The organism is Embleya sp. NPDC127516 (assembly GCF_044765325.1).
Taxonomy (GTDB): Bacteria; Actinomycetota; Actinomycetes; order Streptomycetales; family Streptomycetaceae; genus Embleya.
Genome location: NZ_JBIWJT010000007.1, coordinates 217,527 through 236,908 on the forward strand (window position 1 = coordinate 217,527; position 19,382 = coordinate 236,908).

Here is a 19,382-nt window from a genome sequence, read left to right on the forward strand (position 1 = left end):
CCTCGATGCCCGCCGAGCACCACGGCGGGCATCGAGGACACGCCCCGGGCCGTCCTACAACTCGTCGAGCAGCAACAGGGACGGAGCACGTTCCGGGTCGGTGTGGTCCAGGCGCAGGAGTTGGTGCAGGGCGCCCGCGGTGCCCGGGAGCAGACCGGTGGTGGTGTCGGTGATGGACTTGGTGAGGGGGCCGTAGGTTTCCAGCGCGGTGAGCAGGAGGGCGTCCAGGTCGTCCCGGGTGGGGGTGTCCGGGAGGTGGGCACGCAGCCGGTCGGGGGCGCCGCGCAGGAGGGTGTCCAGGAGTTCCCAGGAGCCCGCGTCGCCGTGGCACAGCGTGTAGTCCCAGCCGAACCCGGTACGCCGGGTCGCCGCCGCGGCGCGCAGCGCGCGGTCCAGGTGGGCGGGGGCGCCGGTGCGCGCGTACAGGTCCCAGGAGGCCAGGCCGATGCCCGTGCTGCCGTGGCACCAGGAGTCCAGGTACAGGACCTGGTCCGCTTCCCGGCCGTCCAGCCAGGCGGCGGCCTCCGGCCGATACAGGTGCTCCTGGAACGCCCAGGCGCGGGACGCCGGTTCGAGCGGCCCGGGATCGTCCGTCGCGAGGGACAGGCGGTCCAGTGCCCAGCCGATGCCCGCCGATCCGTGCGCGAATCCGCCGATGCCGTCCGGGAAGAGCGCGGTCGGCCAGCGCGCGGTGCGGCCCCCGTCGGCCTCCTCGACGACGGCGCGTTCGACCAGCAGGGCCCCCGCGGACTCGGCGACCTCGCGCCATGTGCCGTCGCCGGTCACGCCGGCCAGGGCCAGCAGCGGCACGATCAGCCCGGCCGCGCCGCCCGCGACGTCCAGGATGGTGTCCCGGGCCAACAGGCCCGGCGCGCGTTCCGCGTGCCGGACGGCGCGCTCCAGGTCCGCCGGTCGGCCGGAGCGGGCGTACAGCGCCAGCCAGGTGCGTACGGCCGCGCCGATCCCGTCGAACGCGCCGAGCCGGCCGGTGGGAACCGCGTCCTCCATCGCCGCCAGCGCCCGGATCGCGCCGTCGGCGATCGCCCGCAGACCGGGCACCGTCGGCACCCGGCCGGCGCGGGAGCGGGCCAGGTAGGTGTCCAGTGCCAGCGCGACCCCGGCCTGCCCGCTGTAGAAGTCGGCCGCGAACGGCCGCACGCTGAACCCGCCTTCGGTGTAGACCGGCCCGATCCAGGTGGCCGTACCGTCCGCGCCGATCACCGCTCGTGCGCACAGGTCCCGGGCGAATCGGGCGGCCAGGTCGCGGCGCCGCTCCGCGAGGTCGCCGGTGCGGAGCGGGGTGTCGTGCCGTCGCTCCGCCTCGGGGATCGCGCTGCGGTCGCGGTAGACGCCCAGCAGCGACGAGCGGATCATCACCTCCTCGAACCGCGGATCGCCCGCCCGCCAGCGCTCGACACTCGCGTCGATCAGGTGGACCGGCTCTCCCCATGTGGTGCCGCGCGGCCCGTCCATCCGGCCGTGTTCGGGCCGTACACCGAAGAACGGGATGTCGCCGTCCAGAAGGTCGGCGACCTCGGCGCCGACCACTTCCGGGGTGGAGGGCGCGCCGTGCAGTGCCTTCGCCTGCCGGGTCAGCACGTCCGTGGCGCGTTCGACGGCCGGGGGTTCGTCGTGCAGGGACGCGGGATGCCACAACATCCGGGCGATCTCCACGTAGACCTGGGTGGGCCGCAGCACCACGCGCAGGTCGCAGCCGACGAAGCCGTCCAGCATCGGGCGCAGCCGGCCGTCCCGGTCCAGCGTGTCGAGTCGGTCGCGCAGGTCGCGGTAGCCGCGCACGATGTCGTCCTGATGGGCGATCGGATCGGTGTCGGGGGCGGGCAGGTTGGCCGAACCGCCCACGTCGGCGGGCTCCATCGCCAGGTGGGCCAGGTCGGTTCCGGCTCCGGCGATCACCGGTGCCGGGATCCTGGGCTGTTGCTCGGGCAGTGCGCCCACGGCCGACATGTCTACGCCCTGGAGCACGAGTTGGGCCAGTCGCATGGGCAACAGTCCGGTGCGCAGCACGGTTCGGCGGACCGAGGCGGCGGCGGTGTCGAAGGCGTCGCCGAGTCCACTGGCGGCCATCGGGGGTTCCGGGCTGAACAGCGTCTCGCAGTCCACCACCCACGGCACCGGCCCCTGGGCGATCACGTTGTCCGAGTGCAGGTCGGTGGCGCCGAGCAGCTGCATCACGCACATCCACTCGCCCAAACCTCGGTAGAAGCGGGCGAGTTCGGCGGGGTTCGCGCAGTAGCGGTGTTCGATGTGCTCGGCCCAGCCGTAGTCGGTGCCGAGCAGCACCCGCGGCACCTTGATGCGATCCGGGCGCGGGGTGCCGGCCAGGAGTTCGTCCAGCGTCGCGGCGAGCGCGGCGTCCACGTCGAGCGAGCGGGGTTTGTACACCACGCGGCCGGCCTCGAAGCGGACCACGGCGACGGTACGGCCGCCGCGGTGCGAGTCGCCGGCGTCCAGGCGGATCTGCACGAGATCGCCGGGCGGCCTGCCGAGCAGGTCGGCCAGGCGCGACCGGTCGCTCGCCAGGTGGCGGGCCAGGGTGAGCAGGGCGGCGCATCGATTGCGGATCACCCGCTCCAGCCGCGGTGCGAACGCCGGGTAGTCGAGCTCGAGTTCGCTCCAGAACTCGGCACCGGAGGCGAGTTCGAGGAACTCGTCCCAGCGTTGCGCGCTGGTGTCTCGGGTGAGGCGGCCGGACATCCGGGCGGCGTGCAGTTCGAGCAGCAGCAGCCGGTTGGCCTTGGGCCGGACCACGTCCAGCAGCGAGCGGTGGGCGGCACGCAGCAGCACCTCCCGCTCGACCGCCGACAGGGGATCGGGGATCGCCCGCAGTCGGCGTCGGAAGCGGTCCAGCGCGGGGCCGATCAACGGCTCGAACGCGGCGTCGAATTCGCCGGCGTCGTCGTAGGTCACCACGGGGCGGGGCCGGACCGGGATTGCCATGCGCGGATCGCCACCCATCGAGGACGGACCCGCCGCCCGGAACCGGTCGACAGGCGACCGTTCCGGGCGGCGGGTCGGTGCGGAACGGATCAACAACAGGGGCGAGTGCGCGACCCGGAGCACGCGGTGCCGCAGCTGATCGCGGCGACGTCGATCTCGGTGAGGCTCTGTTCGGTTGCGGATCCGCCGATGTAGAGCGAACCGGCGGGGTTCTCGACGTCGGCCGATGCGGCGCCGGAGCGCCAGGCGTTGACGACGGTGTTCCGAGCGGCATTCGATGCGGTGCGCATGGCGATACCTTTCCGCCGATGCCGGACGACCCGGCCGGTACGCCGGGTGCACCGGTCATCGACCCTGGGTTAGGGAAGTGCGGCAGGCTCACGGTAGCGCCGTGGGGACGGCGGCGACAGACCCAGTTTTCGGCGGGTGAATTCGCCGTCCAGGCAAGCGAATCGGGGCGTTCGCGCGACGCCGGCCGACCAACCGGTGGTCTCGTGCGACGGGGGGCCGCGCCGCCCACCGCCCGGTTTCTGCCCCGGATCGGCAGCGGGATTCCGGCCGGCTCTTGTCATTGGTCTAGTCCATTGACAGTCTTGGAGTCGTCGCCGACGGTCATCGCTCCATGACCGGATCGGCGGTTCCCGTATGGCATTTTCCGCCGCTCAGCATGGGCCGATGTTGCCCATGGCGTTCCGCGTTTCGCTCCTACCCCGGAGATATCCCATGCGCAGAGCCAGAGCTCACCCATGTCCGGACCCGATCGCGCCGCATCGGATCGCGACATGACCGCCGCCGACACCCGCCGCGGACCCACCGACCCGGCGTGCTCCACGAGCGGCGCCACCACCACCGACCCGACCGCGTCGGGGCCGACCGTGCCGGGCCTGTTGGCAGCCCGCGCGCTCGTCGACCCCGAACGGGTCGCCATCCTGGTGCCCGGCAGGTCCGAAAGTCGCCTGACCTTCGCCGCCTGGGACCACCGATCCACGCTGCTCGCAATGGAGTTGAGAGCCCGCTCGGTACTCGCGGGGGACCGGATCGGGCTGATCTTCACCGGCTCCGAATGGGCCGACTACGCCGTCGCCTACTGCGCGGTGCAACGCGCCGGCGCGGTCGCGGTTCCGTTGCCCGAGCGCCTGCCGCCCGCCGCCCTGCGCACCATGCTCACCCACTGCGCGGCCGGCGCCGTTCTGCACGGCGCCGGAATCCGGCCACCGGCGACCGATGCGTGGACCGCCCCCGCCGCCGACCTGGAGGCCGCCGCACAACGGGCCGCGCACCGCGATTCCGTACCGCCTCGGGCCCCCGCGGACCCACCCGACCCGCCCGCGCCGGGCCCCGACGACCTGGCCCAGATCCTGTACACCTCCGGCACCACCGGCACCCCCAAGGGTGTCGCCGCCACCCACGCCAACCTCGCCTTCGGCCACGAAGTGGCCCCCCGCCGACGCCAGTTGGCCCATTCGCGACACTTCCTGCACGCGTTTCCGATCGGCACCAACGCGGGCCAGACGATGCTGCTCAACGCGTTGACCGCCGCGCCGACCGCGCTGTGCGCACCGACGTTCGATGCCGAGGAGTTCTGCGCGCTGATCGCCGCCCATCGGGTCGGGACGGTGTTCACCGTCCCCGCGATGGCCGGCGAGTTGGTGAACTCCCGGGCCTGGACCCGGCACGACGTCGGCTCCGTGCAACTGTTCGGCTCGACCGCCGCCGCGCTGCCCCCGGCCACGGCGCTCGCGCTGACCGAGGCGTTCCCGGACGCCACCATCGTCAACGCGTACACCTCCACCGAGGCGGCGCCCGCGCAGACCACCATGGTCTTCGACCCCGAACGGCCCACCTCGGTGGGACGCGGCACCGGACGCGTGGACCTGCGGATCCTGGGCCCGGACGGCGAGGCCGTGCCCGTCGGCGAGACCGGCGAGATCTGGCTGCGCTCGCCCACCGCCTCGCGCAGCTACTACCGCGACCCGGGGGCCGACACGGCGGTGTTCACCGACGGCTGGGTGCGCATGGGCGACATCGGCCGGCTCGACGCGGACGGCTACCTGTACCTCGTCGACCGGGAAAGCGACCTGATCAAGTCCGGCGCGCTGCGCGTGTCCACCCTCGCGGTGGAGGCCGCGCTGTACGAACACCCCGCCGTCGCGGACGCGTCCGTGTTCGGCGTGCCGCACGCGGCGATGGGCACCATGGTCGCCGCCGCGTTGGTGCTCCGCGCCGAGGCGTCCGCCGAGGACCTGCGGGTGTTCCTGCGCGAACGGCTGGCCCGGCACGAGATCCCGACCCGGTTCCTGCGCGTGGACACCCTGCCCAGGAACCCGGCCGGCAAGGTGCGCAAAGCGCAGTTGCGGGCCCGATTGGCCGCGGCCGACACATCCCCCGGGCGAGCCCCGGCGACCGCGACCGAGGTCGCGGTCAGCGGGTTGTGGAACGAGGTGCTCGGCGCCGCCGGCGCCGGAGCCGAGGACAACTTCTTCGCACTCGGTGGGGACTCGTTCAAGGCCGGCCGACTGGCCGCCGCCGCGGAACGCCTGTTCGCCCTGGAAGTGCCCGCGTCGCTGGCCTTCGACCACCCCGAACTGGCCGCCCAGGCTGCCTGGATCGACAGCGCGCGCACCGGACCCGAAACCGGGCGCCCGAACGCGCCGGAGCCGGCGACCGCGCCCGCCCGAATGCCGCTGAGCTCGCAGCAGGAAAACTTCCTCGTCTGGATGCACGCGACCGACGAGACGCGCGACGTGGGTCCGGTGAGTGTGGGGATCCGGATCACCGACACGTTCGACCCGGACGCGCTGGAGGCGGCACTGGCCGAAATCGTGCGCCGACACGAGGCTCTGCGCACGGTGTTCCACTATCGTGACGGCGCCGCGGAGGCGCTCGTCCTGGCGGAACTGCCGCCCGAGGTACGCCGAGTGCGGGCACAGGGCGCGACGACCGCCGAGCGCGAACGGTTCGCCCGTGAGTACGCGCGCGGCGAGCGCGAGCACGACTGGGACCTGGCCGCCGGTCCGCTCGTGCGCGCCCTGGTGATCGAACTCGACACCCAGGACCACGTCCTGATCCTCGCGGTGCACCACATGGTCTTCGACGGCTGGTCCATGGGCGTGCTGCTGCGCGAACTCGCGCTCGTGTACTCCGCGACCCGCACCGGCCGGCCCGGCCCGCTGCCGCCGCCGACACCGACCTGCTCGGAGCATCTGGCCTGGGCCCGCGCGCAGTGGCCGCGCACCCGGCCGTTCTGGGAACGGTCGTTGGCGGGCGCACCCTCCGCGATCGATCCCTTCCCGGACCGGATCGTCACCGACCGGCTGCACAGCGGCTCGGTACGGTTCGCCCTGGACGCGGCCCTGGTCGCCCGGCTGCGCGCCGGCGTGCGGGAGCAGGGCGCGACCGCGTTCATGCTCGCCACCGCGTGCTGGACGAGCGTGCTGGCCAAGGCGGCCGGCACCCGCGACATCGTGGTGATGTCACCGGTCCCGGGACGTTCGCGACCGGGCAGCGAGAACCTGATCGGCTGCCTGGTGCAATCCCTGCTGATCCGGGTCGACTTGCACGGCGACCCCTCCTTCGAGGACCTGGTCGGCCGGGTCCGCGGCGCCGCGTTGGCCGCCAACGAGCATCAGTGCTATCCCTTCGCCGAGTTCTACCCGCGCTTTCCGGACGCGGCCTGGATTCGCTACGAGAGCTGGACCAACCCGGCGCACTTCCTCGGCCTGCTCTCCGAACCCTTCGAGCTGCCCCGCGAGTTGGACGCGGAATGGGGCACCCCCGGCGGCCGACCGGACCTGGGTGTGCCGGAACTGGCGCTCGCCGAACAACCGGACGGCACCATCGCCGGCTGGCTGCTGTACAACGACCGGGCGTTCGAGCGCGGTGTCGTCGAGGGCCTCGCCCGGGCCTTCGTCGACGCCTGCGGGCACGCGCTCGACCACCCCCACGCGCCGGTGTTCGGGGACACCGACGCGTTGGCGCACTCACCGACCGCCATCGAGAAGGGCTGACGATGCGCAAGTCCCAGCCGGCATCCCTGCCGCCGGAACCCGTCCACCGCGCCCCGGTCTCCCCGGCGCAACACGGCATCCGGTTCACCGAACTCGCCGGTCGCACCGGCACCGCACACCACATGCCGCTCACCATCCGCTTCACCGGCGACCTCGACCCGGTCGCCCTGGCCGACGCGTGCGACGCGCTCGTGGCCCGCCACCCGGTCCTGGGCAGCGCGCTGCGCGAAGCCGACGGCGACCTGTGGCTGGTCCCCGCCGACAACCCGCCCCGCCTGGTCACCGAGCGGCTCGCCGACACACCGGCGAAATCGCGCGAGGCCGCGACGGCGGAGCTGATCCGACGCGAGACGGTGCGCCCGTTCGACCCCGCCGCCGGCCCGCTGGTGCGCTTCACCCTGATCGACGCGGGCACCGGGCCCAAGGTGTTGCTGATCGTCGCGCACCATCTCGCCTTCGATGGCGGCTCCAAGGACATCCTCGTCCGCGAATTGGCCGCGCACTACACCGCGTTCGGCACCGGAACCAAGCCCGACCTGCCCGCTCTCCCGGACCCGGCGGATCCCGGGGACGCCGAGCGCGCCGCCCGCGAGGCGGTGGAGTTCGCCCGCCGCGTCACACTCGCCAGGTCCCGATTCGCCACCGAGCCACAGGAGCCACCCGGCGTGGTGCTGCCCGGGTCCGGACGCACCGGCACCGACGGCGGCCCCGGCGCGGCCGTGCCGATCCCGGTGGACGACGAGCTGCGCCACGGCATCGCCGACACCGCCGAATCGCTGGGCGTCAGCTCGTTCGCTCTGCTGCTGGGCGCCCTGCACGTACTGCTGTGGCGCTACGGCAACGAACACCCCACGGTCGCCATCGACCTGGGCACCCGCACCCTGCACACCCGCGACCGGATCGGTCCCTACGTCAACGAACTCCCGGTACACACAAGACCGTTGCCGGACACGCCGTTCGGCGCCTTCGCCCGGGCGCTGCGCGCGGACCTGCGCGGGCTGTACACGGTGCGCGACGTGCCGCTCGGCCGCGCGGTGCCCGGCCTCACCCCGCGCCTGGCCCTGGCCCCGGTGTCGATGAGCTATCGCCGCCGCACCGAGGTGCCCGGCTTCGCCGAGTTGCCGACCTCGATCGACTGGACCATGTTCAACCGGTCCGCGCGCGGCGACCTCCACCTGCAATGCCTGGACGACCCCGACCGACTCACGCTGACCCTGCACCACGCCGCCCGGGCCATCGATCCGGGCACGGCGCTGGACATCGCGGACCACCTCACCACCCTGCTGCGCGCGATCGTCGCCGACCCGGACACCGCGCTGTCCCGGCTCACGCTGCTGTCCGACCGGGAGCGGACCGCGATTCTGGGCGACTGGAACGACACCGCCCGGGAACACGATCCCGCGACGCTGCCGGAACTGTTCGCCGCGCAGGTCGCCCGCACCCCGGACGCGCCGGCGGTGCACTGCGGCGCCGAGCGGCTGACCTACGCAGACCTGGGCGCGGCGGTGGACGCGGTCGCCGGGCGCCTGCGTGCCGCCGGGGTCGGACCCGGCGACCTGGTGGCGGTCTGCGTGCGGCGTACCGCCGCACTGCCGACGGCCCTGCTCGGCGTCCTGCGGACCGGCGCCGCCTACCTGCCGCTGGATCCCGAGTACCCCTCGGCGCGGCTGGCCTCGGTGCTCGGCGACTGCGCGGCGACGATGGTGCTGACCGAGCACGACCTGCTCACCCGATTCCCCGAACACGCCGCCGGAGCCTTGTTGATCGAGGAGATCGGGACGCCGGCGGCGGACGCCGAGGGGCCGTGCGCGCCGCCGCGCTCGGGCGACCTGGCCTACGTGCTGGCCACCTCCGGATCCACCGGCCGGCCCAAGGGTGTGGAGATCGAGCACGGCGCGCTGGGCAACCTGCTCGCATCGATGCGCGACATCCTGGGCAGCGATCGCGACGCGGTGTGGCTCGGACTGACCTCGGCGTCCTTCGACATCTCCGCCCTGGAACTGTTCGTGCCGCTGATCACCGGCGGGCGACTGGTCCTCGCGCAGGACGGCGAGGTGCGCGACGGCGGCGCGCTGCTGCGACTGATCCGCGCCGAACGCGTCACGCACGTGCAGGCCACCCCGTCCGGCTGGCGGATGTTGCTCGACGCCGGCTTCCGCGAGCCCGCCGTGCTCGCGGTCGCCGGGGGCGAGGCGCTCCCGCTACCGCTGGCCCGGGAACTGCGCCGCCGGGTGCGGCGGTTGGTCAACGCGTACGGCCCGACCGAGACCACGGTGTGGTCCAGCGTCGCGGAGATCGGGGTGGACGAGGACCGGGTGAGCATCGGTCGCCCGATCGCCAACACCCGGATGTACATCCTGGACGACGAGTCGCAGCCCGTCCCGGTCGGCGTCGCGGGTGATCTGTACATCGGCGGCAGTGGAGTGGCCCGCGGCTACCGACACCTGCCCGGCGTCACCGCCGATCGGTTCGGGCCCGACCCGTTCGGACCACCCGGCGCCCGGCTGTACCGCACCGGCGACCGGGCCCGCTACCGCGCGGACGGCCGGATCGAGTTCCTCGGCCGGGTCGACCATCAGGTCAAGATCCTCGGTCACCGGATCGAGCTCGGCGAGATCGAGGCCGCGTTGCTGGGGCATCCGCAGATCGCGGCGGCCGCCGTGCTGGCCCGGCAGGACGCCGCCGAAGGCCCGCGCCTGGTTGCTTATCTGGTACCGCGCGGCGGCCCCGCTCCGAGCCCGGCCGAACTGCGCGTGCACTTGGCCGCGACCCTGCCGCGCGCACTGGTGCCCGGCGCCTATGTCGTGCTGGAGTGCCTGCCGCTGACGCCCAACGGCAAGTTGGACCGGGCCGCGCTGCCCGCTCCGCCGCGCCTGCGCACCGCGCGGTCGCATCCGGGCCCGGCGCCCGCAGGGCAAGAGCGCGGCGAATCCGACCCCGAACGCGAGCCCGTCGACCCGGGCCCGACCGCCGAGATCACCGCGATCTGGCGCGAAGTGCTCGGTCTGGACGACATCCGCCCCGACGAGGATCTGTTCGACCTGGGCGGGCACTCGCTCACCGTCACCCGCATCGGCGCCCGGATCCGCAAACGCCTGGGCGTGGACGTACCGCTGCACGTGTTCTTCGAATCCCCGACCATCACCGGACTCACCAGCGCGGTCTCCGCGATGCGAAGCGAACGGCGGCCATGAACAACCCCTCTCCGACCCACGATCCGCACACCTACCGGCAAGCGCCGGCCGTGCGGCCCGCGCACCGTCCCGAACCGGGGCGGACCGAACACCTACCGCTGTCCGCGGGCCAGGAACGGCTCTGGCTACTGGACCGGCTCAACCCCGGCGACGCCGCGTTCAACATGTTCCAGGTGCACCGCCTGCGCGGCCCGCTGGACGCCGACGCGCTCGAACGCGCACTGGCCGAACTGGTCGCCCGGCACGGCAGCCTGCGCGCCGCCTTCCCGGACCGCGACGGCGTGCCCACCCAGGTGATCGGCCCGCCCGGCGGCTTCGTGCTCGAACGCGTCGGCGTCGACGGCGTCCCGGGCGAACGCGAGCGCCACGCCCGCGAACTGGTCGCCGAGCGCACCAACCGCCCGTTCGACCTGGCCCGGGGCCCGCTGCTGCGGGCGAGCCTGCTGCGCCTGGACGACGCCGCACACGACCACGTGTTGTGCCTGATCCTGCATCACATCGTGGCCGACGGCTGGTCGATGAATGTCCTGGACACCGAGTTGGCGGCGTTGTACCAGGCGTTCGCGTCCGGGCAGCCGTCGCCGCTGACCGAGCCGGCGCTGAGTTACGGAGACTACGTACGACGGCAGCGCGAACTCGTCGACTCGCCCGGATTCGAAGCGCGACTGGCGTACTGGACCGGGCAACTCGCCGGCGCGCCGACCCTGGACCTGCCCGCCGACCGCCCGCGCACCCCCGGCACCCACACCGCACGAGGCGGCACCGTCACCCACCACCTGCCGGCAAGGCTGCGCACCGGCCTCGAGCAACTCGCCCGCCGCGAGAAGGTCACGCTGTACATGACCCTGCTCGCCGCGTACCAGACCCTGCTCTCGCGGTATTGCGACCAGGAAGACGTGTGCGTGGGCTCGCCGCTGGCGGGCCGGGACGAGGAGGAGTACGAGCCGCTGGTCGGCTACTTCCTCAACACGCTGGTCCTGCGCGGGAGCACCGCCGAGGACCCCACCTTCCGGGCCTTCCTGGCCCGCACCCGTACGGTGGCGCTCCAGGCCTACGAACACCAGGACGTACCCTTCGAGCGGCTGTTGGGCGCCCTGGACGTGGAGCGTGATCCGGACAGCCCGCCGGTGTTCCAGACCATGCTGACCCTGCGACCACCCGCCGGACCCGGGCTGCGGCTCGGCGAGGTGCGCGCCGAGGTCTTCGAATCCGGCTTTCGCCAGGCGAAGTTCGATCTGGCGCTGGAGGTGTGGCCGGAAGGGGACGAACTCGTGGTCGAGTTCGTCTACGACACCGAACGCTTCGTCCCCGAGACCGTCACCCGCTTCGCCCGCTGCCTCGAGACACTGCTCGAAGGGGCCGTGGCCGACCCGGACACGCCGCTGTCCCGGCTGCCGCTGCTGCCGGCGACCGACCGCGCGCGGGTGCTGGCCGCAGCGGCCGGTCCGCCGCTCGGCGAATGCCCGGACCCGGTGCTGGCCTTCGAGGTGCAGGCGCTGCGCACCCCGCATGCCGACGCGGTCGAGTCCGGCCGCGATCGCATCGACTACGCGGAGCTGGACGCCCGGGCGAACCGGCTGGCCCGGGTGTTGCGGCGCGGCGGCACGGGGCCGGACTCGGTGATCGCGGTGTGCGCCGAGCGCTCGATCGAGACGATCGTCGCGCTGCTGGCCGTACTCAAGGCGGGCGGCGCATACCTTCCGGTGGATCCCACGCTGCCGGCCGAGCGGATCGCCTACATGCTCGCCGACAGCGGCGCCGAACAACTTTTGTGCCGGGCCGAGTTCGCGGACCGTTTCGCCGACTTCGGGCGGCCGATACTGGCGTTGGAGGGTGCCGGAGCCGACGACGGTCGGGGAGACGGGGCACAGACGCAGCCGCTCGCGCCTGTCGCCGGCCCCGAGGACCTGGCCTATCTCGTCTACACCTCCGGGTCCACCGGCCGACCCAAGGGCACCCTGATCAGCCGTGCGGCGTTGGGCGCCCGGCTCGCCTGGATGCGCGAGCGCTACCGGACCGGCCCGGGCGACCGGGTCCTGCAATTCGCCTCGTTCGGCTTCGACACGCATGTCGAGGAGGTCTATCCGACCCTGCTCGGCGGCGCGACACTGGTACTGGCCCCCGCCGACGCGCTGTTGCCCGACTTCTTCGCCACGGACGCGGGCCGCACGCTGACCGTGCTCGACCTGCCCACGCCGTACTGGCACGAGTTGGTCGCGCAAACGCCGGGCCTGCCGTGGCCGCCGGCGCTGCGGCTGCTGATCATCGGCGGCGACCAGGCCGATGTGGCCTCGATGCGGCGCTGGCGCGAGGTGTTCGGCGATCGGGTCGACCTGGTCAACACGTACGGCCCCACCGAGACCGCGGTCATCGCCACCTCGGCGACCCTGGCCGGCCCCCTGGCCGAGCCGTGGGACGGCACCCGCCCGCCGATCGGACGGCCCCTGGCGAATACGCGCGTGCACGTGCTGGACCGGCATCTGGAACCGGTGCCGCCCGGGGTGCCCGGCGAACTGTGCGTCGGCGGCATCGGGCCGGCCCGGGGCTACCTCGGCCGCCCCGGCCTGACCGCGTGTCACTTCGTGCCCGATCCGTACGGTCCACCCGGCGCCCGGCTCTACCGCACCGGCGACCGGGCCCGGCAACGCCCGGACGGACAACTCGAGTTTCTCGGCCGCACCGACCACCAGGTCAAACTGCGCGGCTACCGGATCGAACTCGGCGAGATCGAGGCGGCCCTGGTCGCCCGGCCCGACATCGGCCAGGCGGCCGTGCTGCTGCGCGAGGAACGCGGCGATCGGCGGCTGGTCGCCTACCTGGTGCCCCGTACCGACGCGGCGGCCCCGGACCCGGACGCGGTGCGTGCCGCGCTCGCCCGGACGCTGCCCGCCTACCTGCTGCCCGCCGCCTTCGTGGTGCTGCCCCGTCTGCCGCTGACCGCCAACGGCAAGCTGGACCGGGCCGCGCTGCCCGCACCCGAGCAACGCGCCGCGCCGGAGGCGTCCTTCGTGGCTCCACGCGGCAGCGCCGAGGAACTGGTCGCGCAGACCTTCGCGGATGTGCTCGGCCTGGAACGGGTCGGCGCGCTCGACGACTTCTTCGCGCTCGGCGGGCACTCGCTGCTGGCCACCCGGGCGGTGGCCCGGCTCGGCGTGGCGATCGAACTCACCGTGCCGATCCGGGCCCTGTTCGCCGACCCCACGGTCGCCGGACTGGCCGCCTCGGTCGAGGAACTCCTGGTGGCCGAACTGGACACGCTCTCCGAGGCGGACGCCGAACGACTGGTGCTGGACCAAGCCGAGACGGGAGACCCGCGATGACGCTCACCCCGGCGCCGCCGACCCGGCCGGGCGAACTGTCGGCCGCCAAGCGCACCCTGCTCGAACAGCGGCTGCGCAGATCCGCGACGACCGCCCCGGCGTCGATACCACGACTGCCGGAGGGCGCGGAAGTACCGCTGTCGTCCGCGCAGATCCCGCTGTGGTTCATGGAGAACCTCACCCCCGGCACCGCCGCGTACACCATTCCGTTCGCGCTGCGCCTGCGCGGACGGCTGGACGAAGAGGCGCTGGAACGCGCGTTGAACGCGCTGCCGGCCCGGCACGACAGCCTGCGTACCACGTTCGCCACCAGCGCGGACGGTCGACCGATCGCCACCGTGCACCCGCCGATGCCGATCACCGTCGCCCGGCACTCGCCCGAGCGCGACCTCGATGCCCGGGCGCGGGAGCAATGGGCGGCGGCGCTGGTGGGCACGGAGTTCGCCCGGCCGTTCCACCTGGAGGTGCCGCCGCTGATGCGGGCCGCGCTGGTGCGGTTGGACCGGGAGGACACCGTAGTGGTGGTGGTCCTGCACCACCTGGTCGGCGACGGCTGGTCGGTCCACCTCCTGGTGAACGAACTGATGTCCGACTACAACGCGTTCACGGCGGGTCGGGAGTCCGAGGTGCCCGCGCCGGCGGTGCGCTACGGCGACTTCGCCGCCTGGCAGCGCGAGCGGTTGGCCGGCCCCGAAGGCGAACGCGCAGCCGCGTACTGGCGGGAGCGGCTCGCCGGGGTCGGCACGCTCGCACTGCCCACCGACCGACCCCGCCCGGCCCGGCAGACCTTCGCCGGTGACGCGCACACCTTCACCCTCGACCCCGAACTCTGCGCCGCGATTGCCGAGTCGGGGCGCACGCACGGCGCCACCTCCTATATGACACTGCTCGCCGCGTGGCAGGCGGTGTTGTCCCGGCACGGCGGACAACGCGACTTCGCGGTCGGATCCCCGATCGCCGGACGCCCCCACCCGGACCTGGAACCGATGGTCGGCATGTTCGTGAACATGCTGGCCATGCGGGCACCGCTGGACGGAGACCCCACCTTCACCGAACTGCTTCGCCGGGTCCGGGAGAGCTGCCTGGACGCGTACGCCCACCAGGACCTCCCGTTCGACCAGGTGGTCCGCGACCAGAACGTCACCCGCGACGTCAGCCGCACGCCGCTGTTCCAGGTGACCTTCGCGCTGCAGAACTACGGGCGCGGCGAGCGCGGCTTCGCCGGGCTCACCCACGACTGGTTCACCGGCGACTCCCGGGTCACCCGCTTCGACCTGAGCCTGTTCGTGTTCGAGACCGCGACCGGCATGCACGGCCTGCTCACCTACAACACCGACCTGTTCGACGCGAGCACCGTGGCCCGGCTGGCCGCACACCTGGAGACCCTGCTGCGCGCGGTGGTCGCCGATCCGCATACGCCGCTGTCCCGGATCGACCTGCTCGGGCCGACGGAGCGGGCCCAGGTCACCACCGGCTGGAACGACACCGCCGCGCCACCGCCCGAACACCCGACGCTGACGGCGGCGATCGAGGCCCAGGTGGCCCGCGATCCGCGTGCGCCGGCGGTGACCTACCGGGGGAAGAGCCTCACCTACGGTGAACTCGACGCGCGCGCCGCCCGGCTCGCCCGTCGGCTGCGCGGGCACGGGGTCGGCCCGGAGACGCCGGTCGCGCTGTGCCTGGAACAGTCGCTCGACCTCGCGGTGGCCGTCCTGGCCGTGCTCAAGGCGGGCGTGGCCTACCTGCCGCTGGATCCCGAACAGCCGGTCGAGCGACTGGCGTTCATGCTGTCGGACGCCGAGGTGCGGGTCCTGGTGACGGACACGACGCTGCGCGAGCGCACGGCGGGTCACCCCGGCACGGTGATCCTGCTCGATCGGGAACCGGACGCGACCGTCGCCGAGGAGAGCGGCCCGCCACCCGTGCCGGCCGGGCCGGGGAACCTGGCCTACGTCATCTACACGTCCGGATCCACCGGCCGACCCAAGGGCGTCGCGGTGCAGCACCGCGAGGCGCTGACCTATCTGGACGGCGTGCGCGAACGATTCGAGGTGGTGCCCGGATCGGTGCACGGCCTGGCCCAGTCGTTGTCCTTCGACTTCGCCATCACCGCGCTGTACCTCGCCTGGACCACCGGCGGCGAACTGCACCTGATCCCCAAGCGGTTGTCCGGCGCCGAGTTCGCCGACCACCTGGCCCGGCACCCGGTCGACTACCTCAAGATGACGCCGTCCCATCTGGCCGGGCTGGCCGCCGAGGTCGACCCGGAACGCCTTTTGCCCCGACGGTTGTTGATCTTCGGTGGCGAGGGCTCGTCCTGGGAGTGGACGCGGGACCTGGCCCGGCTCGGGACGTGCGCGGTGGTCAACCACTACGGGCCGACCGAGACCACGGTGGGCGTGACCACCTACCGGGTCGGCCCGCGGGACGAGCCCACCTCCACCGTGACGCCGATCGGGCGACCATTGGCGAACACCCGGGTGTACCTGCTCGACGAGCACCTGGAACCGGTGCCGATCGGGGTCACCGGCGAGATCCACATCGGCGGCGACCGGTTGGCGCGCGGCTATCTGGGGCAACCCGGCGCGACCGCCGACCGGTTCGTGCCCGACCCGTTCGGACCGCCGGGCGCCCGGTTGTACCGCACCGGCGACCTGGGCCGGTATCTGCCCGGCGGCGACGTGGAGTTCCTGGGTCGCAGCGATCAGCAGATCAAGATTCGCGGCTATCGGGTCGAACCAGCCGAGATCGAAGAGGCGTTGCGGAGCCTGCCCTCCGTCGGGCAGGCCGTGGTGGACGCGCGTGGCCCGGCCGGCGCTCAGCGGTTGATCGCCTACCTGGTGGCGGCCGACGAGCATCCGGGCGAGCCGCCGGCCGCCGCCGAGCTGCGCCGCGACCTGCTGCTTCGGCTGCCGGAGTACATGGTGCCGTCCCGGTTCGTGTGGCTGGACCGGATGCCGCTGAAGGCGCACGGCAAGGTGGATCGGGCCCTGTTGCCCGAACCGGACGCGGGCGCGGGCGTGGGGGACACGGATCGGGTGGCCCCGACGGGCGCGACCGAGGAAGCCCTGGTCGGGATCTGGACGGCGGTGCTCGACCTCGCCGCGGTCGGCGTCACGGACGACTTCTTCGAACTGGGCGGGCACTCGCTGCTGGCGATGCAGGTGTTGGCCCGGCTGCGCAAGGCACTGCCGCCGGGCAGTCGGCAGGTGAGCCTGCTGGAGTTGTTCAAGCACCGCACCATCCGGGAACTGGCCGCGCTGATCGACCGCCCACGCGGTGCCGACGAACCACGTTCGCTGCTGCACGAGTTGACCCGTCCCGTACCGCTCGCGCAGCGTGTGCTCTCGCTGGTGTGCGTGCCCTACGGCGGCGGCAGCGCGGTGGTGTACCAGCCACTGGCCGACGCGCTTCCGGCCGGCCACTCGTTGTACTCGGTGGCGATCCCCGGCCACGACCTGTCCATGCCCGAGGCGCCCCGGCCGATCGAGGAGGTCGCGCAGGAGTGCGTGGACGAGATCCTGGCCCGGGTCGAGGGGCCGTTGGCGCTGTACGGCCACTGCGGGGTGGGCAGCGCGCTGACCGCGCAGATCGCCCACCTCCTGGAGGAGTCGGGGCGCACGTTGGAGGCGGTCTACCTCGGCGCGATCTTCCCGTTCGCTCGACCCGAGGGCGGCGTGCTCGGTGCGCTGTCCCGGTTCGCCGGACTGGAGCGTCTGCGCGGTGACCGGGTGCACCTGAACTGGCTCACCTCGATGGGCGCGGACCTGGGCGACCTGGACGAGGAACAGGTCACCTTCATCGTCCGCAACATGCGCAAGGACGGCCGGACCTCGGAGGAGTACTTCACCAGGCGGATGGCCGAGGGCATGCGGCCGTTGGCCGCGCCGGTGATCTCGGTGATCGGCGAGCGCGACCCCAGCACCGAGTTCTACCAGGAGCGCTACCGGGAGTGGCACTTCATGGCCGACTCCACCGCGCTGGTGGTGATCGACGAGGCCGGCCACTACTTCCTGCGCTACCGCGCGGACGAACTCGCCGAGATCATCACCGCCACCCACGAGGCGGTGGCCCGGGACCGTACCGAACCGCTGACCCGGGCGGCGCGCGGGGAGGACGCGGGTTGGTGGCTGGACGGGGTGTCCGGCCCGGACGTCGAGGCGCGAGCCGCGGACGGGCCGGGGTTCGCGGACAAGCCGGGAGCCGCGGACAAGCCGGGATTCGCAGTCGGGGCCACACCGTCGCGCACACCGGCGGTACGGCCGAGCATGGGCCGGTTCATGGCGGTGGCGCTCGGGCAGCTCGCCTCGATCACCGGGTCGGCGCTGACCGAGTTCGCCATCCCGATCTGGATTTACCTGCGCACCGATTCGCTCACCCAGTTCGCACTGTTCTCGGTGCTGGCGCTGGTCCCCGGGATCGTGGTCGCGCCGCTGGCGGGCGCGGTGGTGGACCGCAACAGTCGGCGCTCGGTGATGCTGGCCGCGGACTGCGCCGCCGGCGCGGTGCAGGTGGTGATGGCGCTGCTGTTGTGGGGCGGTCACCTGGGCGTGGGAGCGGTGTACGGGCTCCTGGTGGTGTTGTCGGTGACGGCGACCTTCCAACGATTGGCCTACAACTCGGCGGTTCCGCAACTGGTGCCCAAGCGCTACCTCGGGCACGCCAACGGCATCGTGCAAATGAGCACCGGGATGGCGCAGTTGGTGGTGCCGCTGATCGCGGTCGCGCTGTTGGCGAGCATCGGACTCGGCGGGATCCTGGTGATCGACATCACCACGTTCGTGATCGCGGTGACGGTGGTCGCGTTCGTGCCCTTCCCCGACACGATGGCGCAGACCCGGCGCGAGAGCATGGTGAAGGAGATCGCCAACGGGGTGCGCTACTCGATGGGGCACGCCGGATTCCGCACGATGCTGCTGTACTTCGCGCTGCTGAACGTCTTCCTCGCGCCGATGCTGGTGCTGATGACGCCGCTGGTGCTCTCGTTCGGGTCGGTACACACGGCGGGCGCGGTCGGCGTCGCGGCGGGCGCGGGCGCGCTGCTCGGTGGCCTGGCGATGGGGGTGTGGGGAGGTCCCCGACACCGCCGGATGCACGGCATCCTGCTGGCCACCGTGCTGATCGCGGTGTTCGCCTTCGTGGCCGGGCTGCGGCCCTCGCCGGTGCTGGTCGGCGTCGGCTTCTTCGGGGTGTTCTTCGGCCTGTCGCTGCTCAACGGCATCTACGCGACGATCATCCAGGTCAAGGTGCCGCAGCGGTTCCACGGCCGGGTGATCGCGCTGAACACGATGGTGGCCTGGTCCACCCTCCCGCTGGGCTTCGGCGTGATCGCGCCGCTGGCGGTGCACCTGCTCGAACCACTGTTCACCGCGGACGGCGCGTTGGCCTCCAGCGTCGGCCGGGTGATCGGGGTCGGCGAGGGCCGCGGCACGGGTTTCCTGTACCTGCTGTGTGCGTCCGCGATGATCCTGCTCGCGCTCGCCTCCTTCCGCCACCGGGTGATCGCGCGCTTCGACGACGACGTCCCCGACGCGATGCCGGACGACCTGATCGGCATCGAGGAACGCCGCAAAAAGCGCACCAACGCCGCGCCCCCGTCGCCGCCCACCGGGAAGTCCCCCGCATCCGAACCCGAAAGCGAACCCGAAAGCGAACCCACCTCCGAACTGGAGAAGGTATGACCACCGACGAACTCCCCGAGCGCCACTGCCGAGTCGTGATCAACGACGAGGAGCAATACTCGGTCTGGGCCACCGACCGCGACATCCCACCCGGGTGGCGCGCGGAAGGCTTCACCGGCACCCGCCCGGCCTGCCTGGCCCACATCGACAAGGTCTGGACCGACCTGCGACCCCGCAGCACCCGCGAAGCCATGAACCCATGACCAACCGTCGCCGGCG

At 72.8% G+C, this 19,382-nt stretch carries 7 protein-coding genes; 5 read left to right on the plus strand and 2 right to left on the minus strand.

Annotation, left to right across the window (positions count from 1 at the left end; genetic code table 11):
- Positions 1–54 precede the first annotated feature (54 nt).
- Positions 55–2,961 (minus strand): type 2 lanthipeptide synthetase LanM family protein, encoded by a 2,907-nt coding sequence (locus ACIRL2_RS16085; protein WP_402232570.1) that lies wholly within the window; start codon positions 2,959–2,961, stop codon positions 55–57.
- 89 nt (positions 2,962–3,050) lie between these two features.
- Entirely contained in the window at positions 3,051–3,251 is a 201-nt protein-coding gene (locus ACIRL2_RS16090) for a DUF6229 family protein (protein WP_402232572.1), read from the minus strand.
- A gap of 492 nt (positions 3,252–3,743) precedes the next feature.
- Between ACIRL2_RS16090 and ACIRL2_RS16095 the strand changes: the two genes are divergently transcribed.
- The 5 genes from ACIRL2_RS16095 to ACIRL2_RS16115 are packed head-to-tail and all read left to right on the plus strand — an operon-like array spanning position 3,744 to position 19,366.
- The gene (locus ACIRL2_RS16095) at positions 3,744–6,968 is read left to right on the plus strand and encodes an AMP-binding protein (protein ID WP_402232574.1); all 3,225 of its coding nucleotides are present in this window, start codon (positions 3,744–3,746) and stop codon (positions 6,966–6,968) included.
- Between the two features lie 2 nt (positions 6,969–6,970).
- Positions 6,971–10,162 carry an amino acid adenylation domain-containing protein gene (locus ACIRL2_RS16100; protein ID WP_402232576.1) on the plus strand — a complete coding sequence of 1,064 codons (3,192 nt, stop codon included), beginning with the start codon at positions 6,971–6,973 and terminating at the stop codon, positions 10,160–10,162.
- Positions 10,159–13,482 (plus strand): amino acid adenylation domain-containing protein, encoded by a 3,324-nt coding sequence (locus tag ACIRL2_RS16105; RefSeq protein WP_402232578.1) that lies wholly within the window; start codon positions 10,159–10,161, stop codon positions 13,480–13,482. The genes ACIRL2_RS16100 and ACIRL2_RS16105 overlap by 4 nt, the downstream gene beginning before the upstream one ends.
- A complete protein-coding gene (locus ACIRL2_RS16110) occupies positions 13,479–19,163 on the plus strand; it encodes an amino acid adenylation domain-containing protein (RefSeq protein ID WP_402232580.1) in 5,685 nt (1,894 codons plus the stop codon). Before ACIRL2_RS16105 ends, ACIRL2_RS16110 begins: the two co-directional genes overlap by 4 nt.
- Complete coding sequence (locus ACIRL2_RS16115; RefSeq protein WP_395859284.1) at positions 19,160–19,366, plus strand: MbtH family protein; 207 nt, start codon at positions 19,160–19,162, stop codon at positions 19,364–19,366. Before ACIRL2_RS16110 ends, ACIRL2_RS16115 begins: the two co-directional genes overlap by 4 nt.
- Positions 19,367–19,382: the final 16 nt, after the last annotated feature.